This is a genomic window from Klebsiella scottii (assembly GCF_036561945.1).
GTDB lineage: Bacteria > Pseudomonadota > Gammaproteobacteria > Enterobacterales > Enterobacteriaceae > Klebsiella > Klebsiella scottii.
The window spans coordinates 3173625-3196992 of sequence record NZ_JARXNI010000020.1 but is presented as its reverse complement, the minus strand read 5'-3'; the positions used below and the strand labels follow the sequence as shown (position 1 = coordinate 3196992).

Annotated in this window: 23 protein-coding genes; 17 read left to right on the top strand and 6 right to left on the bottom strand. The window is 54.8% G+C overall.

The window, feature by feature from the left end; all coding sequences use genetic code 11:
- Positions 1–129 precede the first annotated feature (129 nt).
- Complete coding sequence (gene hemB, locus QFI97_RS22685) at positions 130–1104, bottom strand: porphobilinogen synthase (protein ID WP_095094255.1); 975 nt, start codon at positions 1102–1104, stop codon at positions 130–132.
- A 505-nt stretch (positions 1105–1609) separates the two neighbouring features.
- On the opposite strand from hemB, the gene ehaB reads away from it, so the two are divergent.
- Complete coding sequence (ehaB, locus tag QFI97_RS22680) at positions 1610–4561, top strand: autotransporter adhesin EhaB (protein ID WP_346432028.1); 2952 nt, start codon at positions 1610–1612, stop codon at positions 4559–4561.
- 91 nt (positions 4562–4652) lie between these two features.
- On the top strand, positions 4653–5276 hold the full coding sequence (gene iprA, locus QFI97_RS22675; RefSeq protein ID WP_095094259.1) for a hydrogen peroxide resistance inhibitor IprA: 624 nt from the start codon (positions 4653–4655) through the stop codon (positions 5274–5276).
- On the opposite strand, the gene ampH is transcribed toward iprA, so the two are convergent.
- Complete coding sequence (ampH, locus tag QFI97_RS22670; protein ID WP_346432027.1) at positions 5277–6434, bottom strand: D-alanyl-D-alanine-carboxypeptidase/endopeptidase AmpH; 1158 nt, start codon at positions 6432–6434, stop codon at positions 5277–5279.
- A 219-nt stretch (positions 6435–6653) separates the two neighbouring features.
- On the opposite strand from ampH, the gene QFI97_RS22665 reads away from it, so the two are divergent.
- The 3 genes from QFI97_RS22665 (at position 6654) to QFI97_RS22655 (ending at position 9632) form a co-directional block, all read left to right on the top strand.
- Entirely contained in the window at positions 6654–7166 is a 513-nt protein-coding gene (locus tag QFI97_RS22665) for a cysteine hydrolase family protein (RefSeq protein WP_499843353.1), read from the top strand.
- A gap of 117 nt (positions 7167–7283) precedes the next feature.
- A complete protein-coding gene (gene sbmA, locus QFI97_RS22660) occupies positions 7284–8504 on the top strand; it encodes a peptide antibiotic transporter SbmA (protein ID WP_095094265.1) in 1221 nt (406 codons plus the stop codon).
- A gap of 18 nt (positions 8505–8522) precedes the next feature.
- A complete protein-coding gene (locus QFI97_RS22655) occupies positions 8523–9632 on the top strand; it encodes a DUF1615 domain-containing protein (RefSeq protein ID WP_346432025.1) in 1110 nt (369 codons plus the stop codon).
- Here QFI97_RS22655 and QFI97_RS22650 read toward each other — a convergent pair.
- On the bottom strand, positions 9629–9931 hold the full coding sequence (locus tag QFI97_RS22650; protein ID WP_095094269.1) for a DUF2755 family protein: 303 nt from the start codon (positions 9929–9931) through the stop codon (positions 9629–9631). The two genes, QFI97_RS22655 and QFI97_RS22650, sit on opposite strands and share 4 nt — an antisense overlap.
- Before the next feature lie 254 nt (positions 9932–10185).
- Here QFI97_RS22650 and QFI97_RS22645 point away from each other — a divergent pair, with 254 nt between their 5' ends.
- Positions 10186–10389 (top strand): DUF2754 family protein, encoded by a 204-nt coding sequence (locus QFI97_RS22645; protein ID WP_095097897.1) that lies wholly within the window; start codon positions 10186–10188, stop codon positions 10387–10389.
- A 76-nt stretch (positions 10390–10465) separates the two neighbouring features.
- Here QFI97_RS22645 and ddlA read toward each other — a convergent pair whose 3' ends face one another.
- Positions 10466–11563 carry a D-alanine--D-alanine ligase gene (gene ddlA / locus QFI97_RS22640; protein WP_095094271.1) on the bottom strand — a complete coding sequence of 366 codons (1098 nt, stop codon included), beginning with the start codon at positions 11561–11563 and terminating at the stop codon, positions 10466–10468.
- A gap of 336 nt (positions 11564–11899) precedes the next feature.
- Here ddlA and QFI97_RS22635 point away from each other — a divergent pair, with 336 nt between their 5' ends.
- From QFI97_RS22635 to psiF, 7 genes are all read left to right on the top strand, one after another.
- Positions 11900–13099, top strand: a complete 1200-nt coding sequence (locus QFI97_RS22635) for a multidrug efflux MFS transporter (RefSeq protein WP_346432024.1) — start codon at positions 11900–11902, stop codon at positions 13097–13099.
- 176 nt (positions 13100–13275) lie between these two features.
- Positions 13276–14040, top strand: coding sequence for a gluconate 5-dehydrogenase (idnO, locus tag QFI97_RS22630; RefSeq protein ID WP_346432023.1), 765 nt, complete (start codon positions 13276–13278; stop codon positions 14038–14040).
- A gap of 111 nt (positions 14041–14151) precedes the next feature.
- Positions 14152–15441, top strand: a complete 1290-nt coding sequence (locus tag QFI97_RS22625; RefSeq protein ID WP_095094277.1) for an MFS transporter — start codon at positions 14152–14154, stop codon at positions 15439–15441.
- Positions 15442–15507: 66 nt separating this feature from the next.
- Positions 15508–16500: a DNA-binding transcriptional regulator IdnR gene (gene idnR, locus QFI97_RS22620; protein WP_331834121.1), complete on the top strand. Its 993-nt coding sequence runs from the start codon at positions 15508–15510 to the stop codon at positions 16498–16500.
- Between the two features lie 360 nt (positions 16501–16860).
- Positions 16861–17121, top strand: coding sequence for an anti-adapter protein IraP (gene iraP / locus QFI97_RS22615; protein WP_095094280.1), 261 nt, complete (start codon positions 16861–16863; stop codon positions 17119–17121).
- 87 nt (positions 17122–17208) lie between these two features.
- Positions 17209–18639 (top strand): alkaline phosphatase, encoded by a 1431-nt coding sequence (gene phoA / locus QFI97_RS22610; RefSeq protein ID WP_346432022.1) that lies wholly within the window; start codon positions 17209–17211, stop codon positions 18637–18639.
- Positions 18640–18730: 91 nt separating this feature from the next.
- Positions 18731–19051 (top strand): phosphate starvation-inducible protein PsiF, encoded by a 321-nt coding sequence (gene psiF, locus QFI97_RS22605; protein ID WP_095094281.1) that lies wholly within the window; start codon positions 18731–18733, stop codon positions 19049–19051.
- Positions 19052–19095: 44 nt separating this feature from the next.
- On the opposite strand, the gene proC is transcribed toward psiF, so the two are convergent.
- On the bottom strand, positions 19096–19905 hold the full coding sequence (gene proC / locus QFI97_RS22600) for a pyrroline-5-carboxylate reductase (RefSeq protein ID WP_095094283.1): 810 nt from the start codon (positions 19903–19905) through the stop codon (positions 19096–19098).
- Positions 19906–20021: 116 nt separating this feature from the next.
- Between proC and QFI97_RS22595 the strand changes: the two genes are divergently transcribed.
- A complete protein-coding gene (locus tag QFI97_RS22595; protein ID WP_346432021.1) occupies positions 20022–20474 on the top strand; it encodes a YaiI/YqxD family protein in 453 nt (150 codons plus the stop codon).
- Position 20475: 1 nt separating this feature from the next.
- On the opposite strand, the gene QFI97_RS22590 is transcribed toward QFI97_RS22595, so the two are convergent.
- A complete protein-coding gene (locus tag QFI97_RS22590; protein WP_346432020.1) occupies positions 20476–21177 on the bottom strand; it encodes a DUF2076 domain-containing protein in 702 nt (233 codons plus the stop codon).
- A gap of 335 nt (positions 21178–21512) precedes the next feature.
- Here QFI97_RS22590 and aroL point away from each other — a divergent pair, with 335 nt between their 5' ends.
- From aroL to QFI97_RS22575, 3 genes are all read left to right on the top strand, one after another.
- A complete protein-coding gene (gene aroL, locus QFI97_RS22585; protein WP_095094290.1) occupies positions 21513–22043 on the top strand; it encodes a shikimate kinase AroL in 531 nt (176 codons plus the stop codon).
- Positions 22044–22147: 104 nt separating this feature from the next.
- Positions 22148–22339 (top strand): YaiA family protein, encoded by a 192-nt coding sequence (locus tag QFI97_RS22580; protein ID WP_095094292.1) that lies wholly within the window; start codon positions 22148–22150, stop codon positions 22337–22339.
- Positions 22340–22678: 339 nt separating this feature from the next.
- The gene (locus QFI97_RS22575) at positions 22679–23356 is read left to right on the top strand and encodes an AroM family protein (RefSeq protein WP_095094293.1); all 678 of its coding nucleotides are present in this window, start codon (positions 22679–22681) and stop codon (positions 23354–23356) included.
- The last annotated feature ends 12 nt before the right edge of the window (positions 23357–23368 follow it).

The window sequence follows — 23368 nt, the reverse complement described above, 5'->3', positions numbered from 1 at the left end:
GACAGTAGAAGGCGGAAGTGTCGCTTATATTGCAGTTGGGTGAAGATTCGGTATTGGCAGACCCGAAAGCGCGACGCAGGTCAGGAAAATTCCCGGCCTGCGGCCTGCGGCGTGGAGCGGGTAGCGGGGTTAACGCAGGATTTTCTTTTCGGCCAGGTCAAGGGCGAAATAGCTGAAGATCAGATCTGCGCCGGCGCGCTTAATGGCGCCAAGACTTTCCAGAACCACTTTTTCTTCATCGATGGCGCCCGCCTGGGCGGCAAATTTGATCATCGCGTACTCGCCGCTGACCTGGTAGGCGCCGAGCGGCAGATTGCTGCGCTCGCGGATATCGCGCAGGATATCAAGATAGGCGCCGGCCGGTTTCACCATCAGGCAATCAGCGCCCTGGGCTTCATCCAGCAGGGACTCGCGAATCGCTTCCCGGCGGTTCATCGGGCTCATCTGGTAGGTTTTACGATCGCCCTTCAGCGCGGTACCCGCCGCTTCACGGAACGGGCCGTAGAACGATGAGGCAAACTTAGTGGAGTAAGACATAATGGCCGTGCGGGTAAATCCAGCGGCGTCCAGCGCCTGGCGAATAGCCTGCACCTGACCGTCCATCGCAGCGGATGGCGCAATAAAATCAGCGCCGGCCGCTGCCGCAACAACCGCCTGCTTACCGAGGTTCACCAGGGTCGCATCGTTGTCTACGCCGTGCTCGCAGAGTACGCCGCAGTGGCCGTGGGAGGTGTATTCGCAGAAGCAGGTATCGGACATCACGATCATCTCCGGTACCGCCTCCTTACAGATACGCGACATCCGCGCGACCAGGCCGTTTTCGTTCCAGGCATCGCTGCCGTTGGCATCGGTGTGATGGGAAATACCGAAGGTCATAACCGAGCGGATGCCGGCGTTGGCGATACGCTCGATTTCACGCGCCAGGTGCTTCTCCGGGATGCGCATCACGCCGGGCATGGCTTCGATGGCTTTGTAATCGTCGATTTCTTCTTCAACAAAGATCGGCAACACCAGGTCATTCAAACTCAGTGTTGTCTCTTCAAACATGGCTCGTAGCGAAGCGGACTGACGCAAGCGGCGCGGGCGAGTGATTAAATCTGTCATGGTTTGCCTGATTTTGTGAAATGAAAGACCGCAGTATACCTGAACCTGAGGGCCGACGTTTTACGAAAGTGGCTTAAAATCCCCCTCGCCGGAAGGCGCTGACAATAATAATGAGCACCGAAATTTAATACGCATGACGAATGTTTATATTCGCAGGTGATGTTTTTGTTTTGTTGATTATTTTAAATGTCGAGGCGGCTTGTTGATTTTATGAGGAATTAAGACGCTGAGCTGTTTATTCACTGATGTTCTGTTTGTGGGTTAATATATTTGTTTGTTATATGTTTGATTTTGCATTTCTAATCCTCTGAAAATAGTGATTTTAATTATCCCTCACCAGAAAGAATCCCGATGAAGATATTGTCCGGTTTCGGACTTTGGCTAAAGAATAATTGAACCTTTAACTGGTGACGCCGCATAATCGTTCCGCGAAGCATAATAATGTTCTTCTCAGTATTGATAATTGATGGATCAACTATATTACGTCCCTGAGGAGGGATGACAAATGCACCCTTGGAAAAAGAAATTTGTAGTTTCACAATTAGCATTAGCCTGCACTTTGGCAATCACCTCTCAGGCAAGTGCTTTTAATGATATATCTGGAACCAACTACACGACATTTAAACATTATAATGACGCCAGCTATGCTGACGGCGTTTACTATAATGGTTATGTAGGCTGGAATAACTATGCGGCGGATAGTGTTTATAACGGTGACATTTATCCGGTAATCAATAAATCTGTCGTGAATGGCGTGATCTCTACTTACTATCTGGATGATGGTCTTGCTACCAACGCGAACAGCAATAGCCTTACCATTAAAAACAGCACCATCCACGGGATGATCACCTCTGAGTGCATGACCACCGACTGCGCGGGTCGTGACGCTACCGGCTATGTTTATGACCGCCTGGCGCTGACCGTTGATAACTCAACCATTGATGATAACTATGAGCACTATACCTACAACGGCACGCACGCCGATGGTTCCGTAGATACGCATGTTGTTGACGTTTACGATCTGGGGACGGCCATTACGCTGGATCAGGAGGTTGATCTGGTCGTCAAAAATAACTCCCATGTTGCCGGCATAACCCTGACTCAGGGTTACGAGTGGGGAGATATTGACGACAATACCGTCAGTACCGGCGTCAACAGCAGCGAAGTGTTTCACAACGCGATCAATGTAACGGATTCTACCGTGACGTCTGGCTCATGGTCGGATGAAGGTACCTCTGGCTGGTTCGGCAACAACAATAACGCCAGCGATTACGGCGGTACTGACTTTAATGCGAGTGGTCATGCCGGTTTTAATGCTGATGACGTCGCGATCTCGGCGATCGCCAATCCGCATGCGGATAACGCAATGCAGACGACGGTTAACCTCACTAACTCTACCTTAATGGGGGACATCTTATTTTCCAGTAACTTTGACCACAATTTCTTCCCGAGCGGTGCGGACAGCTACCGGGATACCAACTCTGCCGTAGACACTAACGGCTGGGACGGCACCGACCGTATGGATGTCACGCTGAATAACGGCAGCAAGTGGGTGGGGGCAGCGATGTCCACACATCAGGTTGATTCTGATGGCGATGGCGTTTACGACAGCTTTGCCGAAGGCACCGAAGCAACCGCAACGCTGCTTGATGTCGCAGCGAACAGCCTCTGGCCGTGGTCGACCTATGGTCTCAGCAACAGCGACACGGCCTATAATGAAAACGGTCACGTTGTCGGCAATGAAGTCTATCAGAGCGGTCTGTTCAATGTGACGCTAAACAGCGGTTCACGGTGGGATACCACCAAAACGTCGCTAATTGATACTTTGAGCATCAACGGCGGTTCTGTCGTGAACGTAGCGGATTCCACCCTGGTTTCCGACACCATCTCCCTGACCGGTGGTTCTGCCCTGAAGATCGATGAAGATGGCCATGTGGCGACCCACGCGCTGACAGTCGACAACAGTACCGTAATGATTGCCGACGATGTCTCTGCTGGCTGGGGCGTGGATGATGCCGCGCTGTATGCCAACATCGTCAACGTTACCCACGATGGTATTCTCGATGTGGGCAACAGCACGGCGTACGCGATGCAGGCCGATACGCTGAATCTGACCAGCTCGACGGATGCCGGCGGGAAAGTACACGCTGGCGTGTTTAATGTTCACAGCAATCGCTTCGTGCTGAATGCCGATTTAACCAACGATCGTACTAACGATACCGCTAAGCCTAACTACGGCTACGGCACCATCGCCATGAACTCCGATGGTCATCTGACCATTAACGGCAATGGTGACTCCGACACCTCTTTCGACCAGTCCGAAGTGGATAACGCGGGCGACAACGTTGCGGCAGCCACCGGCAACTTCAAGGTTCGCATTGATAATGCGGCGGGTACGGGCTCCGTTGCCGATTACAAAGGCAAAGAGCTGATCTATGTTAACGACAAGAGCAGCACCGCCACCTTCTCTGCGGCAAACAAAGCCGATCTGGGTGCCTACACCTGGCAGGCTAAGCAGGAAGGTAACCTGGTTGTGATGCAGCAGAGGGCGCTGACCGATTACGCGAACATGGCGCTCAGCATCCCGTCCGCTAACAGCAATATCTGGAATCTGCAGCAGGATACCGTGGCGACTCGTCTGACCCACTCCCGGCATGGTCTGGCGGATAACGGCGGCGCATGGGGCAGCTATTTAGGCGCTAGCTTCAGCGGAGACAATGACACCATCAGCTACGATCAGAACGTGAACGGCGCCATGCTGGGTCTGGATACCAAAATTGATGGCAACCATGCTCAGTGGATCGTCGGTGCCGCCGCGGGCTTCGTGAAAGGCGACCTGAGCGATCGCAGCGGTCAGGTGGATCAGGACAGCCAGACCGCCTATATCTACTCGTCCGCTCGCTTTGCAAACAACGTTTTCGTTGACGGTTCTCTGAACTACTCTCACTTCAGCAACCAGCTGTCTGCCAATATGAGCAACGGCCAGTTCGTGGACGGCAGCACTTCCTCCGATGCCTGGGGCTTCGGTCTGAAACTGGGTTACGACCGGAAGCTGGGTAATGCAGGGTATGTAACTCCTTACGGCAGCGTATCAGGCCTGTTCCAGTCCGGGGACGACTACCGCCTGAGCAACGGCATGAAAGTGGGCGGCCAGTCTTACGACAGCATGCGCTATGAGCTGGGCGTTGATGCGGGCTACACCTTTACCTACGGTAGCGATCAGGCCCTGACGCCTTACTTCAAGCTGGCCTATGTTTATGACGATGCCGACAACAACGCTAAGGTAAACGGTGACTCTATCGATAACGGCACCGAAGGTTCTGCGGTACGCGTTGGGCTGGGTACTCAGTTCAGCTTTACCCGCAACTTCAGCGCCTACTCCGATGTGAGTTACCTCGGTGGCGGGGATGTGGATCAGGACTGGGCTGCTAACGTCGGCGTTAAATACACCTGGTAAGATTGTTTGCAGTGATAAAACATTAAAGGTTATTTAATCTAAGAGTATGCCCGTCAAGGATTTGACGGGCATTATTGTCAGGAATGCATAAATGTTATCACTGAGTAAACCGCTTAATGAATTTGATCAGCTGGATCAATGCTTGTCAAAATACGGCACTCACTTCGAATTTTGTAGTAAAAAGCAGATGGTATTTTCGAATGATATACATTGTGACAAAACGGTAGTTATTTTAGCCGGCGTGATCTCTCTGCGCAGAGGTGAAAATATTCTGGTTGGTATCGCTCAGGCCCCCTTTATTATCGGGCTGGCCGATGGGGTCATGAAAAATGAGGTTAAATATAAAATCATGACTGAGGGGGAGTGTACTGGATATCATCTGCCTTCCTCGCAGGCGATTAAAATAATCGACCAGAATAATTTGTGGCGCGACGCATTCTGCTGGCTGGTATGGCATAATCGTATTATGGAGCTACGCGACCTGCAGCTAATTGGTAATAATTCCTATGAGCAAATTCGCGCAACGCTGCTGTCGATGATTGACTGGGACGAGCAATTACGTTTTCGTATTGGCGTTATGAATTATATCCATCAAAAAACGCGTATTTCGCGCTCCGTGGTGGCCGAAGTGCTTGCTGCTCTCCGTAAGGGCGGCTATATCGAAATGGATAAAGGCAAACTGGTTAGCATCAACCATTTGCCTTCAGAATATTAATCAGGATTCGGGAACAGCCAGCGGCTTTTCCCCGCTCAATTCGCTGACCAGGTCATTGATGCCATTACTCATATTGCTAAAGCGCGTCAGCGAAGAGCGGGTGACCACCACAAAGGCGCCCACGTTAGCCTGCGGGTTCATCGCCATATAGGTAATAAATCCGCCACCGCCGCCGGTCTTCTGAATAATGCCCGGATGGCCGTTCTTCGGCTTCATATAAACCCAGCCAAGGCCCAGCGCATCGGCTTTCCCCGGCACGTCCATACCGATAACGCGGGTCAGCTGGCTGCGCTGATAGATCAGCGTCTGCATGCGGTCAGCCTGCTGGCCGCGGGTGTAAAAATCAGAAGAGAGGAACTGCTGCATCCAGCGCATCATATCTCCCGGCGTGGAGTAAACGCCGCCGCTGCCGATCGCCGCCAGGGTGTTGTTGCACGGGCTGGCCCCTTTCTCGGCGACCATCAGGCGGCCGCATTGATCCGGCGATGGCGTAAAGGTGGTGTCTTTCATGCCCAGCGGGCGGGTAATTTGCTCTTCAAACAGCTGCGGATAAGGCTTGCCAGCGGCGTTCGAAAGGGCGTCCGCCAGCAGATCGAAAGCGAGGTTGGAGTAGGCGGCCTGGGAGCCGGGCGCGGCTTTCAACGACGTTGTCGACAGCCATTCCCAGCGCTGCTGGCGGGTCGGCCAGACGAAGACCGCGCGGTGCGCCGCGCCGCCGGGCTGTTCACGCGGCAGGGCGCTGGTATGCGTCGCCAGGTTAACCAGCGTGATTGGCGTGCCCTGATAGCTCGGCACCCGAGCGCCCGGCGGAGCGTATTTGCTCAGCGGATCGTTAAGCTTAACCACTCCCTGATCGAGCATTTTCACCAGCATTTCGCTGGTCATCAGTTTACTCAATGAGGCGATGCGGATGACGGAATCCAGCTGAGGATGTTCATTATTGCCCGGGCGCGTCTCGCCAAAGCTGCGAAAAACGCGCTGGTTGCCGTCGATGACGACCAGCGCCATGCCGGTAGCGCCGCTGCCGTAGTAGATATGGTTGGCGTAACGGTCGACAATATCGGAGGCAAATTCCGGATCGACGCTCGGTTGAGCAGCCTGGACCGATGTCCACGACGCCGCGCACAGCGCAGCAAAAATGAGCAGACTACGTTTCAACGGGGGTATCCATATGATGAAAAGAGATATAGAGCGTATTTATACTACGAAGCGAGGCAGAGCAAGGCGGGAATAACGTCAATATTGTGCGGAAAAACGTAACGGTGCGTAAAAAGGACTTTTTTGCGTATCAGCATATCCGCTTTCCCCGGCGGGCGGGTATGATTAGCGTTTGATTAATCGGGAGATGAGAGAGAGATGGCGACTCAGCGGGTGGTAATGGTAGTCGATATGCAAAATGGCGTCTTTGCGACGCCGCGGGTTGAGCGAGCGCGCTGCGTCGCGCACATTAACCGCCTGACACGCGCCGCGGATCGCGTTATTTTCATTCAACACGCGGAAGACGGCGGGCTGGAAGAGGGCAGCGACGGTTTCGCCCTGCTGGCGGAACTGGAGCAGCCGGCGGGATCGCTGCATGTCACCAAAACCGCCTGCGATGCGTTCTATCAAACCCGCCTTGCACAGCTATTGAGCGACCTGAACATCGAAGAGTTCGTCATTTGCGGCTGCGCAACCGATTATTGCGTCGATACCACCATCAAAAACGGCGCCAGCCGCGGCTATGCCATTACCGTTGCCGAAGATGCGCACACCACCGCCAACCGCGCCGCGGCGCAGGCGAAAACGCTGATCGCCCACTATAACGAGGTCTGGCGCACGCTGACCGTCCCCGGCAATCCTGTACGCGTGAAACCCATAGAAACAATTCTTAGCGATTGGCAGACGAACTAAGCTGCTGATATCCGGTCTCATCATCCGGTTGCCTTTCTTTGCTGCTGCCGATCTGCAGCGAGCATTGTCGTGGTACACAGCATAATCAGAACGATAAGAAGTTAGCAGGAGAGCATGATGTTTAAATCTTTTTTCCCCAAACCGGGGCCGTTTTTTATCTCTGCCTTTATCTGGTCACTGCTGGCGGTGATCTTTTGGCAGGCGGGCGGCGGCGACTGGCTGCTGCGCTTAACCGGAGCCTCGCAAAACGTGGCCATCAGCGCCGCGCGTTTCTGGTCGCTGAACTATCTGCTGTTCTACGTTTACTATATGTTCTGCGTCGGCGTGTTTGCTCTGTTTTGGTTTATCTACAGTCCGCATCGCTGGCAGTACTGGTCGATCCTCGGCACCGCGCTGATTATCTTCGTCACCTGGTTTATGGTCGAAGTCGGGGTGGCGATTAACGCCTGGTACGCGCCGTTCTACGATCTGATTCAGTCCGCGCTGGCCACGCCGCATAAGGTCAGCATCAACCAGTTTTATCAGGAGATCGGCGTATTCCTCGGCATCGCGCTCATTGCGGTCATTATCGGCGTGATGAACAACTTTTTCGTCAGCCACTACGTCTTCCGCTGGCGCACCGCGATGAACGAACACTACATGGCGCACTGGCACCACTTACGCCATATCGAAGGTGCGGCCCAGCGTGTGCAGGAAGATACCATGCGCTTTGCCTCTACCCTTGAGGATATGGGCGTTAGCTTTATCAACGCGGTGATGACGCTGATTGCCTTCCTGCCGGTGCTGGTGACCCTGTCCGAGCACGTGCCGGACCTGCCGATTGTCGGCCACCTGCCGTATGGCCTGGTGATTGCGGCGATCGTCTGGTCGCTGATGGGAACCGGTATGCTGGCGGTGGTGGGGATTAAGCTGCCGGGCCTCGAGTTTAAAAACCAGCGCGTTGAGGCGGCCTATCGTAAAGAGCTGGTGTACGGCGAAGACGACGCCGCTCGCGCGACGCCGCCGACCGTACGCGAGCTGTTTGGCGCCGTACGCCGTAACTATTTCCGCCTTTATTTCCACTATATGTACTTCAACATCGCGCGCATTCTCTATCTGCAGGTTGATAACGTTTTCGGTTTGTTCCTGCTGTTTCCGTCGATCGTTGCCGGTACCATTACGCTGGGCCTGATGACGCAGATAACCAACGTATTTGGCCAGGTGCGCGGTTCGTTCCAGTACCTGATCAGCTCCTGGACTACGCTGGTGGAACTGATGTCCATCTACAAACGTCTGCGCAGCTTTGAACGTGAACTCGATGGCAAAGAGCTGAGTGAAGTGACGCAAACGCTCGGTTAATTATCTCAAGGAAGGATTATGGCAGCAGCAGCCTCTACCCGTATCGTTTCGTTCTCCCTGACGCTCCTGGCGGGGATGGTTCTCAGCGCCTGTACCAGCAATCAGGGGCTGGCGCTAAAAAAAGACGAAAAGCCCGTGGACGTTGCCGCCGTGGTACGGCAAAAAATGCCGGCCAGCGTGAAGAACCGTGACCAATGGGCGCAGGCGATCGCTAAAGCCTTCGAAAGCCAGAAGCTGGCGCCGACGGAAGAAAACGTCTGTTCGGTGCTGGCGGTGGCCCAGCAGGAATCCAACTATCAGTCAGACCCGGTCGTGCCGGGGCTGAATAAAATCGCCTGGCAGGAGATAGACCGCCGGGCGGAGAAAATGCACATTCCGCTGTTCGTCGTGCATACCGCGCTAAAAATTCCCTCGCCTGATGGTAAAAGCTACAGCGAACGCCTGGATAGCGTGAAAACGGAGAAGCAGCTAAGCGCCGTATTTGACGATTTTATCGACATGGTGCCGATGGGCCAGACCCTGTTTGGCTCCCTCAATCCGGTGCATACCGGCGGGCCGATGCAGGTAAGCATCGCCTTCGCCCAGCAGCATACCGATGGCTATCCGTGGAAAATGGAGGGCACCGTGCGCAAGGAGGTCTTCAGCCTGCGCGGCGGCCTGTGGTTTGGCACCCGGCATTTGCTGAACTATCCGGCGAACTATAGCGTGCCGCTGTATCGCTTTGCTGATTTCAACGCCGGCTGGTACGCCAGCCGCAATGCCGCATTTCAGCATGCGGTCAGCAAAGTTAGCGGCGTGAAGCTGGCGCTGGACGGGGATTTGATTCGCTACGACAGCGATGAGGCGGGAAGCACGGAACTGGCGGTGCGGCGCGTAGCCGGACAGCTGGCGATGAGCGATGACGATATTCACCGTCAGCTGAAAAAAGGCGACAGCCTGGCGTTTGAAAAAACCGACCTCTATCAGCAGATTTTCCGCCTTGCCGATCGGAAAGCAGGCAAGGCCGTGCCGCGAGAAATACTCCCTGGTATTCAGCTCGAAAGCCCTAAAATTACGCGAAACCTGACGACAGCCTGGTTCGCTAAGCGGGTTGATGACAGGCGCGCCAGCTGCATGGCGCGTCGTTAGCGATTATTGCGCCAGCGCAGGATCAGCCCGAGCAGAGCGACCAGCAGGCAGCCAGACAGAAAGGGGACCAGGCCAAATACTGTCCCTACCGCCAGGCTTATTTCTATACGCGGATGGTGGGTGTTCTGGACCTGTATTAAGTGTTCAAAAACGCCGGGCGCGTGCACCAGCATGCTCAGCATTTGCGCCCCGGCCCAGAAGCAGAACAGCACAAACAGTCCGTAGGCGATATTGCTGCTGGTCAGCGGGCTCCTTCTTTTTTTGCCAAAGAGCGCTTTTGAAAAGGCAAACTCTGCCATATAACCTCCGTACTCCACTTCTCAGCCGCTTTTTACACCGGCTACACGGCGATTATTCTGGCAGCGGAGGGCGCTATCCAGTATCAGATTGCTGGTAATTTTCGGCCAGGAATACTCCTGAACTTGCCACTTTGCGAGCGTGCTAAAAATTTGTGAAATGGAGAGCCATCTCCCACTGTTAAATAATTCTCAACGTCGCTACAGACCGCGGATTGCGCCTGTGCGAAGATGATTTTTTTGCCGTTGGAGTTGTCATGAAGCTCACTGAGAAAATTCGCCGTGACTGGCACTATTACGCTATTGCGCTGGGGTTAATTTTTATTCTGAATGGCGTTGTGGGGCTGCTGGGGTTTGAAACTCAGGGCTGGCAATCCTATGCCGTCGGGCTGGTGACCTGGGTCATTAGTTTCTGGCTGGCGGGGTTTATTATTCGCCGTCGTCCGGCAGAGGAAGCTTAGGGCGCTGCGGGTTATCCAGCCGACCGGGCCGTAAACCTGTCGCCCCGGCAAGCGCAGCGCCGCCGGGGCAATCTCATCAGTTCATCGAAGTTTTCAGCGCCCGATCGGCGGCGTGACGCTCCAGCGCCAGCTCAATCAGGCGGGTGATCAGGCTGGTATAATCCAGCCCGCTGGCTTGCCACAGTTTGGGATACATGCTGATATTGGTAAATCCTGGCAGCGTGTTGATTTCATTGATAACAACTTCATTATCTGCCGTCAGAAATACGTCGACGCGCGCCATGCCGCTACAGCCGAGCGTCTGATAGGCACGAACGGCAATATCCCGAATTTTATCGTTAACTTCACCGTCGATGGCCGCCGGAACGACGACTTTCGCTCCCTGGTCGTCAATGTATTTGGTGTCGTAGGCGTAGAATTCGCTGTTGAGGACGATTTCGCCGCAGGTGCTGGCCTGAGGAGCGTCGTTACCCAATACCGCGCACTCGATCTCCCGGCCTTTAATCCCTTGTTCAACCACCACTTTATGGTCAAATTCAAAAGCCAGCGCGACCGCCTGCTGATACTGTTCTTCGTTGTTCACCTTGCTGACGCCCACCGACGAACCCTGATTGGCCGGTTTGACAAACAGCGGCAGGCCGAGCGTGCTTTGCACTTCAGCGAAGCTAAAACGCTGGCGGTTGGCGCGGGTCAGGGTAATAAACGGCGCGATAGACAGGCCGGCGTCACGCAGCAGGCGTTTGGTGACGTCTTTATCCATGCAGGCGGCGGAGCCGAGCACGTCCGAGCCGACGAAGGGCAGGTTAGCCATCCGCAGCATACCCTGCAGCGAGCCGTCTTCTCCCAAAGTGCCGTGCACTATCGGGAAAATGACGTCGATGGCGGCCAGCGGTTGGCCGCTGTCGGCATTAATCAGCTGCCCGGATTCGCGACCGGGAATCTGTGCCAGCGTGACATCAGAGGGGCGCAGCGCAATACGGGCAGGATCCTGCGGGTTCAACAGATAGTTACCGGCATCGTTAATATGCCAGATACCCTGCTTATCAATCCCCAGCAGAACGACGTCAAAGCGCGATTTATCAATTGCTTCCACGATGTTCTTCGCCGACTGCAGCGACACTTCATGTTCTGCCGACTTGCCGCCAAAAACGATCCCAACCCTCATCTTAGCCATTTCAACTTCCATCCTGATTACATCAAAGCACATAACATAGCATGCGCAATGACGGCGTGGCTGCCAGAATCTCTGCGGCAGATCGCAGGGGGTTAAAAGCTGTTCAACCGCCGCTGCGGATCGGCAGGCGAGGGCGGAAACCGATGCCCGCCGGTGCCGGAGCCTCAGCACAACGCGCTGAGGCTCCGGCGATTAGCTCTGATAATATTTTATAAATCGGGATATGGAGCGATAAAATACTAAACTGATCGCTAGCGCATCTCTGGTAATACGCCCGCTGAGGGAAATTGCTAAGCTAGATAATAATTCACAAAAAACTAATGAATACGCGTAGTTATGGAATCCTGGAAGGTTAATCTTATCTCCGTCTGGTTCGGGTGCTTTTTCACCGGCCTGGCAATCAGCCAAATTCTCCCGTTTTTGCCGCTCTATGTTTCCCAGCTCGGCGTCACCTCTCACGAGGCGCTGTCGATGTGGTCGGGCCTGACCTTTAGCGTCACCTTCCTGGTATCGGCCATCGTTTCGCCGATGTGGGGCAGCCTCGCGGATCGCAAAGGGCGCAAGCTGATGCTGCTGCGCGCCTCCCTGGGGATGGCGATTGCCATCCTGCTCCAGGTCTTTGCGACTAACGTCTGGCAGCTGTTTATCCTGCGTGCGGTGATGGGGCTGACTTCCGGATATATTCCCAATGCGATGGCGCTGGTGGCCTCCCAGGTACCGCGAGAGCGCAGCGGCTGGGCGCTCAGTACCCTGTCGACGGCGCAAATTAGCGGCGTAATCGGCGGACCGCTGCTGGGGGGCTTCCTTGCCGATCACGTTGGGCTGCGAATGGTATTTATCATTACCGCCATTTTGCTGACGGTGAGCTTCCTGGTGACGCTGTTCCTGATTAAAGAGGGCGTGCGCCCGCAGGTCAACAAAGCGGATCGCTTAAGCGGCAGAGAGGTATTTGCTTCGCTGCCGTATCCTGGCCTGGTTATTAGCCTGTTCTTCACGACCCTGGTGATCCAGCTGTGCAACGGTTCAATCGGCCCGATTCTGGCGCTGTTTATCAAATCGATGGCCCCGGAGAGTAATAATATTGCCTTCCTCGCCGGAATGATTGCCGCCGTGCCGGGCGTTTCGGCGCTGATCTCGGCCCCGCGTTTAGGCAAGCTTGGCGATCGGATCGGAACCTCGCGGATCCTGCTGGCGACGCTGTGCTGCGCGGTGGTGATGTTCTTCGCGATGTCGTTCGTGACCACGCCGCTGCAGCTGGGCGTGCTGCGCTTCATGCTTGGCTTTGCCGACGGCGCGATGCTGCCCGCGGTGCAAACCCTGCTGCTCAAATACTGCAGCGATAGCGTTACCGGACGCATCTTCGGCTACAACCAGTCGTTTATGTATCTGGGGAACGTGGTCGGGCCGCTGATTGGCGCCTCGGTATCGGCAATGGCCGGCTTCCGCTGGGTGTTTATCGCCACGGCGATTATCGTCCTTATTAACCTTTGGCAGCTGGCCGTTATGCTGCGGCGCAGCCGCCAAACGACGGCTTAATCACACTCCTCCCTTCTGCCGGTATTTACGTCACAGCGTAAATGCCGGTTACCGATATCTCTCGGTTATAAATGTATCTCCGATCACAAAATGATCATTTTCACCTCTTTGCCCCTTCTATTTGTAGCTGTTACGCGTATACAGTTACGCGTAACAGCTATCTGGAAAGAGGTTTTATGAGAAATTTATTCGATTTGTCAGGGAAACGAGCGCTCATCACCGGTTCTGCTCAGGGGATTGGCAATCTGCTGGCCGGCGGCCTTGCAGAGTACGGCGCGGAGATCATTATCAACGATCGGACTCAGCAGCGTGCGGACCAGGCCGCGCAGGCGCTGGTTGCCCGAGGCTATCGCGCAGTGGGATGCGCATTTGATGTGACTAAGGCGGCGGAGATTGAGCGTGGGATTACCCGTATTGAGCAGGAAATTGGTGCGATAGATATTTTAATTAATAACGCCGGGATCCAGCGTCGATATCCTTTTACTGAATTCCCCGAAGAGGAGTGGGATCGGGTTATTGACGTTAACCAGAAAGGCGTATTCCTCGTCTCGCAGCAGGTTGCTAAATATATGATGACGCGTCGTGCGGGTAAAATAATAAATATTTGCTCGATGCAAAGTGAATTAGGTCGAAAAACCATTACCCCTTATGCCGCATCGAAAGGGGCGGTTAAAATGCTAACCCGCGGAATGTGCGTGGAACTGGCGGAATATAATATTCAGGTTAATGGCATTGCACCCGGCTATTTTGCTACCGAGATGACGGCTGCGCTGGTGGACGACGAGGGGTTTTCCGCGTGGCTGTATCAGCGTACGCCGGCGGCCCGCTGGGGAAAACCGGAAGAGCTGATTGGCGCTGCGGTGTATCTGGCCTCTCCGGCGGCAAACTTCGTTAACGGTCATGTGTTGTTTGTCGACGGCGGGATGCTAGCCGCAGTCTAATTCTCGCTATATTTCAGGCTGCATCGCTATTGTTTTTAGGCGCAGTTAATAAAATTAAGCTGAAGTAATAATTAAACCCGTTTGATTACGATCATAATCTGAGGATTGCTTATGCAAATGCTCGCGAAGTTACCAGCGCGTCGCTGGTGGTATTTAATGCCCATCATTTTTATTACCTATAGTCTGGCATATCTTGACCGCGCGAATTACGGATTTGCCGCCGCGGCGGGAATTGAAAATGATTTAGGTATAACCAAAGGGACTGCGTCGCTGATTGGTGCGCTCTTTTTTCTCGGCTATTTCTTTTTCCAGGTTCCCGGTGCGATATATGCCGTAAAGCGCAGCGTGCGCAAAATGATTTTTTGCAGCCTTATATTATGGGGCGTCTGCGCGGCGGCGACCGGATTTGTCAGTAATATTCCGATGTTGATGGCTATTCGCTTTACCCTCGGCGTGGTCGAGGCGGCGGTGATGCCAGCGATGCTGATTTATATCAGCAACTGGTTTACCAAAACCGAGCGTTCGCGTGCCAATACCTTCCTGATCCTCGGTAATCCGGTGACCGTGCTGTGGATGTCTATCGTTTCCGGCTACCTGATTCAGTCCTGGGGCTGGCGGGAGATGTTTATTATCGAAGGCATTCCGGCGGTCCTGTGGGCGGTATGCTGGTGGATACTGGTTCGCGATAAACCCTCAGAGGTCTCCTGGCTGAATGAGCAGGAAAAACAGACTCTGCAGCAGGCGATGGATAGCGAACAGAGTAATATCAAGCCGGTACGTAATTATGGCGAAGCGCTGCGGTCGCGCAACGTCATTATGCTGTGCGCCGTGCATGCGCTGTGGAGCATCGGCGTGTACGGTTTTATGATGTGGATGCCGTCGATTCTGAAAAATGCCGCACAGATGGATATTGTGGCGGTAGGCTGGCTGGCGGCCGTGCCGTATCTGGCTGCCATTATATTAATGCTGACGGTCTCCTGGCTGTCGGACAAGTTCCAGAATCGTAAGCTGTTCATTTGGCCATTGTTACTGATCGCCGCTATTGCCTTCTTCGGTTCATGGATGGTGGGCAACCAGGCGTTCTGGTTCTCTTATGCGCTGCTGGTGATTGCCGCCGCCTGCATGTACGCGCCGTACGGTCCTTTCTTTGCGCTGATTCCTGAGCTGCTGCCGCGTAACGTCTCCGGCGTTTCTATGGGGCTGATTAACAGCTTCGGGGCGCTTGGTGCTTTCCTCGGCGCGTGGCTGGTTGGCTATTTGAATGGCGTTACGGGCGGTCCCGGCGTTTCTTACACCTTTATGGCTATCGCGCTGCTGGCCTCGGTGGTGCTGATGTATAACGTGCGTGCCAATAATGAACCCTCTTCATCACTGGTAACGGCAAAAAAGGTTGCGGGTTAACATAAACCGTAGCTGCTGTGGTAAGGTTCTCTGCGAGCACATAAGTCGTTTGTCGTAGAGAACCTGATGAAAAACAGCCGGATGACATTACAGGATATCGCCAACCTGGCGGGGCTTAATAAAATGACGGTGAGCCGCTATTTGCGCGACCCAGGCCAGGTGTCGCAGCGCAGCCGCGAGCTTATTTCTAAAGTCATGGAAGAGAATAACTACATCCCTAACCGGGCACCGGAAATCCTGCTCAACGCGCGCAGTAAAACAATCGGCGTGCTGATCCCCTCCTTTCGCAATCAGATTTTCGCCGATGTGCTGGCCGGTATTGAGTCGGTGACTTCCGCGCATCAGTACCAGACCCTGATCGCTAACTACGAATATGACCCGCAGCGCGAAGAGCGCGAAGTGCTCAACCTGCTTTCATATAATATCGATGGCCTGATCCTGACCGGCAAGCAGCATAGCGATCGCATGATCCAATACGTACGCGCGAGCGGTATTCCGGTTGCGGAACTGATGGACTTCGGTGGCCCGCAGCTTGATATTCAGGTGGGATTCGATAACGAAAAGGCGGCATGGGACATGACCAACGCTTTTCTCGAAAGCGGCAAACGGTCAATCGCCTTTTTTGGCTCAATGGACGATCCCCGCGATCTGAGCCGTTTTCGCGGTACCGAACTGGCGCTGCAGGCTCATGGCCTGAAGGCGTATCATATGGCTCCGCGTACTATTTCTTCGGTCGCCCTTGGGCGGCAGATGTTCCTGAAAATGCAGCAGTCGTGCCCGGGTATCGACGCGATTTTTTGTACCAATGACGATCTGGCGGTTGGCGTATTGCTTGAATGCCAGTCGCAGGGTAAAGCGGTGCCGCAGGAGATGGCTATTGCTGGTTTTCACGGGCTGGAAATTGGCCGCGCGAGTTTGCAGAAAATAGCCAGCGTCATTACCCCACGTTATGACATCGGTAAAACGGCCAGCGAAATACTGCTCGCCAGACTTGCCGGTAAAGATGCGCCGGACAGCGTGAATTTGGGCTATCAGATATATTATGGCGATACGTTATAGTTATATATGCGCCATGCTTAAAATTGCCGATGCCTTGACCCTGCGGCGCCCGGCTCGTCCATGAGTCCCGACCCGTTACATAGCTATGCTCCAGGTGCCGCCAGGTTTACCGCCTTTCGGCATTATTGCCGGGCCCGCTGAATAGCAATATTCTTTTTAACTCTTATCTATTAAATTTAGTTATGAAGATTATTACGCCGGTATTCGCGGTATTCCTCATGCCAAATAAGTAATGAGCAAAACGTTTCGCTTAATATTGATGGCGGTAAGTAATCATTTTAAAAAAATAATTCTGGTATCCGACGGCTAATGTATGACATAAATAGCAACTCAACTGACCTCGCCTAAGGATAAAGCGTTGTGAAGAATCTCATTGCCGAGCTACTGGTAAATCTGGCACAAAAGGAAGAGGAAACAAAGGAGCTGACGGTGCAGGTTGAGGCGCTGGAAGTGGTGGTGACGGCGCTGCTAAGGCATATGGCGCAGGACGCGCAGCAGGCGTTAATTCACGACATTGAACAGGCTATAGAGCAGGCCAGCCCGGGCCCGCTGGTCGATGAGCGCGATACCCAGCGGTTGCAGCAATATATAAAAAAGCTGTTGCGGCATCCTCGTAGCTAGCGCCAGTGACAAGGTATGGATGCTGTCATTTTACTGTCACATCGCTTTTATAAAGTCTCCCACGTTTTGTTTTTTAAGTATTTTTACATGGAGACGACAAAAGTGAAATTAAGCGCCCTCTTTATTGCCCTGCTGCCTCTGCTGGCTTCCCCGGTTATTCATGCTGATACCCCGTCCGCCCCGGCTCTGGATAATCGCGCCGCCCAGGGAGATATCACAACTCCCGGCGGCGCTCGTCGTTTAAGCGGCGACCAAACTGCCGCTTTGCAGGCCTCATTAATCAACAAACCTGCGAAAAATATTATTTTGCTGATTGGTGACGGAATGGGGGATTCAGAAATTACCGCCGCCCGCAATTACGCCGAAGGCGCAGGCGGCTTCTTCAAAGGTATTGATGCGCTGCCGTTGACCGGCCAGTACACCCATTATTCTCTGGATAAGAAAACCGGCAAGCCGGATTATGTGACCGATTCCGCCGCGTCCGCGACGGCCTGGACCACCGGCGTAAAAAGCTATAACGGCGCGCTGGGCGTCGATATCCACGAAAAAGATCACCAGACCATCCTTGAGCTGGCGAAAGCCGCCGGCTTTGCTACCGGCAACGTCTCTACCGCCGAACTGCAGGACGCCACCCCAGCCGCGCTGGTGGCGCACGTGACTTCACGTAAATGCTACGGCCCCAGCGTCACCAGCGAAAAATGTCCGGCCAACGCGCTGGAAAAAGGCGGCAAGGGTTCGATTACCGAGCAGCTGCTGAACGCCCGCGCCGACGTAACGCTAGGCGGCGGGGCTAAAACGTTCGCCGAAACCGCCACCGCCGGTGAATGGCAGGGCAAAACGCTGCATGACCAGGCGGTCGCTCGCGGCTACCAGATTGTCACCGACGCCACTTCGCTGGCCGCGGTCGGCGAAGCCAACCAGGGCAAACCGCTGCTGGGGCTGTTTTCTGACGGTAATATGCCGGTACGCTGGGAAGGGCCTAAAGCCTCCCTGCACGGCAATATCGACAAGCCGGCGGTGACCTGCACGCCGAACGCGAAGCGTGACGCCTCGGTGCCGACGCTGGCGCAGATGACGGATAAAGCCATCAGCCTGCTGAGCAGCAATGAGAAGGGCTTCTTCCTGCAGGTTGAAGGGGCCTCCATCGACAAACAGGATCACGCGGCGAACCCGTGCGGCCAGATTGGCGAAACCGTCGATCTTGACGAAGCGGTGCAAAAAGCGCTGGAGTTCGCCAAAAAAGATGGCAACACCCTGGTGGTGGTGACCGCCGATCACGCGCATTCCAGCCAGATTATCCCCGCTGATTCGAAAGCGCCGGGCCTGACTCAGGCGCTGACCACGAAAGACGGTTCGGTGATGGTGATGAGCTACGGTAACTCCGAGGGAGAGTCGATGGAGCATACCGGTACGCAGCTGCGTATCGCCGCCTACGGCCCGCATGCCGCGAACGTAGTGGGCTTAACCGATCAAACCGATCTGTTCTACACCATGAAAGCTGCCCTGGGTCTGAATTAAGCCCGTGCCGGCGGCGAATTTCTGCCGCCGGCTGGTTTTTTTCCCGTCAGCGACCAGACTTACAGAGATTGACTCACAGAAGGATGGTGCGATGAAAATAACATTACTGGTAGCCCTGTTGTTTGGTTTGGTCTTTGCCACAGCGGTAAGTGCCGCGGAAAAAACGCCGACTCCCCAGCAGCAAAAAATGACGGTCTGTAACAAAGATGCGTCGGCAAAATCGCTGAAAGGGGATGAGCGCAAAGCGTTTATGAGCAGCTGTCTGAAGAAAGATGCGCCGGCTCAGGAGAGTAAAGGGTTAACGCCTCAGCAGCAAAAAATGGGCGAATGTAACGGCCAGGCGACCCAGCAGTCGCTGAAAGGGGACGACCGTAAGAAATTTATGAGCGCCTGCCTGAAAAAACAGGGGTAGTGGAAACGGGTGAGGCCAGGCCTCACCCGCGATTATTCCTGGCTTCAGGAGCGGCTGAGCTTCTCTGATTTTTCCATGCATTTCACCATCGCTTCGATCACCGCTGAACGGAAACCTTTCTCTTCCAGCACCCGAACCGCCTCGATAGTGGTTCCGCCCGGCGAGCACACCATATCCTTCAGCGCACCAGGATGCTCTCCGCTTTCCAGCACCATTTTAGCCGAGCCCATCACCGCCTGGGCGGCAAACTTATAGGCCTGGGCCCGCGGCATTCCGCCGAGGACGGCGGCATCAGCCATCGCTTCAATAAACATAAATACGTAGGCCGGCGCAGAGCCGCTGACGCCGACCACCGGATGGATCATCGGCTCCGCGATAATCTCAGCCTGACCAAAGCAGCGGAAAATAGTCAGAATTTCAGCGGTTTCTTCGCTGGTGACCAGCGCGTTAGGCGTGACCGAGGTCATCCCCGCGTTGACCAGAGACGGCGTGTTCGGCATGGCGCGGACGATTTTGCGATCGTGTCCCAGCGCGCGCGCGAGCTGATCGAGGGTGACGCCCGCAGCGATGGAGACCACCAGAGAATCTTTGTTCAGGCTGGAGGCGACGTCGCTCAGCACTTTAACCATAATCCCCGGCTTCACCGCGCCGAACACGATATCCGCGACCTGCGCAACGTCCTGGGCGCTCTCCGCCGCATTGATCCCGTACTGGTCGCGTAGGGCCGCCACTTTTTCCGGCGACGGGGTGTAGACCCAAATTTGTCCCGGCTGTACCTGCCCGCTGGCGATCAGGCCGCCGAGAATGGCCTTACCCATATTACCGCAGCCGATAAAGCCAATTTTCTTCTCCATCACCCTTCTCCTGTGCTTATTTTGTCGTGAGCTATCTAGCTTATCACTCCGGAGCTTTCCCGGGGGACAAAAGCAGGTGACAATAATAGCTCCCTTTTCCGTCAACAGGAGCTGGAATGCATATTTGGGTTGATGCGGACGCGTGTCCAAACGTGATTAAAGAAATTTTGTTTCGTGCCGCCGAGCGCACGCAAACGCCGATGACGCTGGTGGCAAACCAGGCGCTGCGGGTACCGCCGTCGCGCGTTATTCGTACCCTACGCGTACCGCAGGGCTTTGATGTGGCCGATAATGAAATCGTTCGCCTGTGTGAGCCGGGCGATCTGGTGATTACCGCCGATATTCCGCTGGCCGCCGAAGTGCTGACCAAAGGCGGCGCGGCGCTCAATCCGCGCGGCGAGCGCTACAGCGAGGCCACCATTCGCGAGCGCCTGACGATGCGTGATTTTATGGAGACGATGCGGGCCAGCGGCGTGCAAACCGGCGGCCCGGATACCTTATCGCAGCGCGACCGTCAGCAGTTTGCCGCCGCGCTGGAGAAGTGGCTTTCAGAGACTAAGGATAGGTAGCTTAAACCCAGCTATCGTCATCGCTGCCGATGTCGTCATCGCCGAAACCGGCGTCGAAGTCGGAGCTGTAGGTGCTGTTATCCGCAAGGAACTGATTGTCGTCCTGGCGGAAGAGATCGTCCGACGCGCTGCTATCCGCCGTCTGCGTGAGGTCAGCCTGCGGCTTCTCTTCAATGATATTGACGATCTCCTGCGGATGCGATCCGCTGAACATATTGGTCAGCATGTTGCCGAGCACCACGCCTCCCGCTACGCCTGCGGCGGTCTGGAGCGCTCCGGCCATAAAGCCGCCGCCGCGAGCCGCCTGAGGAGCGTAGTTCTGCGGCTGCATTTGCGGGGCATACTGCGGCTGCGCGCTGGCCTGCGGCCGACCGTACTGCTCCGCGCCCGGAATAGGGTCGGAACCACGCGACTGCGACTGGCCGCCGCCGAACAGGCCGGAGAGAAATCCGCCGCTGCTCGGTTTTGCCGCCTGCAGCTGCGTCACCTGGCTCTCCAGCGACTGGATACGATCGTTGAGCTGCTTAATCGCAGCTTCCTGAATGAGGATCGTTTGCGCCATGTAGTAGGGGGCGGCCGGCTGCTCCTTGATGTGCTGCGCAATCCGCTCCTCGGCGCTGGCATCGCGCGATGCGCTCTGCGTCCCGGCCTCTTTTAGTCGGGAAAACAGCCCATCAATAAGGCGTTGTTCTTCAGATTGCATGATACATTCCTCTGTCACACTGATAAATTACGGTCAGAGTGCGTCTGAACTGACCATGTTGTAAATATGTTGCAGCGTAAAGCTTTGCATAAATGTGTTACCGTTTACGCCAGCCAGCGGCTAAAAAATAATCCCTAAGTAGCGGTAAATCTGGCACAACATTTAATGCAATGATAAGTTTACATGCCAAATCCCTTTGCTCTCTATGATGAAAGGGAATATCTGATTATTTGTAACGTTTATTTTACGATTATCGTGACGCCGCTTTGCAGGTATCATTGCTTACTTTTCGTATTCATTTTCCCGCAAAATGCGGAACCAGAGGGTCTTCGGTAATGACACAGCCAATCTATCTCATCGGTCCGCGCGGCTGCGGTAAAACGACGATCGGCCACGCGCTGGCACGGGCGCGTAATTACCAGTTTACCGATACCGATCATGCCCTGCAGGCGCATGAGCAGCGTACGGTCGCGACGATTGTCGAGCAGGAGGGCTGGGATCGCTTCCGCGAGCTGGAGTCGCAGGCGCTAAAAGCGGTCACCCAGCCGGGAACGGTTATTGCTACCGGTGGTGGCATTGTGCTGATCGAAGAGAACCGTCAGTTTATGCGCGAAAACGGCGTGGTGATCTATCTCCAGGCCTCGGTATCAGCGCTGATTGACCGCCTTGAAGCGTATCCGAAAACCGAACAGCGCCCGACCCTGACCGGCAAACCGATCCGCGATGAAGTTGGCGAAGTGCTGGCACAAAGGGAGGCGCTGTACCGGGCTACCGCGCACCATATCATTGATGCGACCGCCGCGCCGGATGAGGTGGTTGGGCAGATTGTGGCGACGCTGCAGAGCGCCTGTACGGTCGCTAATTAATCCTTCAGGCTGGCGGATAACGGAGCGAGTTAGGACTTTACCTACGGTAAACAGAGCGCGGGTATCTATACTTTATAGCTCGTACGCTAAAAGAGGGAAGAGCTATGCCAGACCGACCGCCATATCCGCGAGAAGCGCGCGTCGTTGCCGTTGAGAAAGGTCAGAAGGGCCAGACTGAGACCTGGTACCAGCTGCGCGCCGATTATCCCACCCCCGATTCACTGATTAGCGAACATCCTGTCGAGAGCGAAGCGCTGGACGCCAAACGGCGCTATGAGGACCCTGATAAATCGTAACCCTCCTTCTGCGCTGCTGCCTGTCAGTGAAACCTCTGGCAGGTTTTTTTGACTCCGCTCACTACGTCGCTCTCCGCTGATTAGCGGATCTGCGCGGCGACCTGCTGGCTCAGTCAGGGGGTAAAACAGGATGTCCGTCACATTTTTAATTCATCACGCGTACTAATGAATACCTAAGGTGCGGATTTTTCAGGAGAGCTCCTGACTCATCCGGAATCTTTACACTCTACTGGAGCGCTAAGCTGCTACGCTTCTGGACGGTTGATTTTTAGCCACCAGGGGGGCGGATATTATGCGGTAAGCCTGTGCTGAAGGTGTGGAAGTGAAAAGGTAGATGATATGAGTACAACGATGGCCATTTTAACCGTTGGCGTGGTGCCGGTGGCGGAAGTCCTGCCGCTTTTAACCGAACATATCAGGGAAGAGCAGATCACGCATATTAGCCTGTTAGGTAAAATGACGCGCGAAGAGGTTATGGAGGATTATGCCGTTGACCCCGACGACGAGCGCCTGCTTACCTTACTGAATGACAACCGCATGGCCGAGGTCTCGCGGTGGAAGATTGAACGTGATTTAAAGCACCTTATCGCGGTGCTCGACCGGCAAGAATATGACGTCATCCTGCTGTTGAGCTCCGACATGCTCAGCGGCTTTACGGCGCACAACGCTATCCTGCTGGAGCCACAGCGAATTATTCCGCCGCTGGTGGCGTCGATTGTCGACGGTCATCAGGTGGGAGTCATCGTTCCCGTCGCGGACGCTCTGCCATTGCAGCAGCAAAAATGGCTCTCGCTGAACAGCGCGCCGTACTACGCGCTGGCGAATCCGGTTAGCGGCGGCGATAGCGATTTGCTCGATGCCGGAAGGGCGCTGCTGGAGCAGGGGGCCGACGTGCTGGTGCTGGACTGCCTCGGCTACCATCAGCACCATCGGGACGTGCTGCAAAAAGCGCTGGACGTGCCGGTTCTGCTCTCCAATGTGCTGGTTTCGCGGCTGGCGGCAGAACTTTTGGTTTAAGCCGTTTTGCGG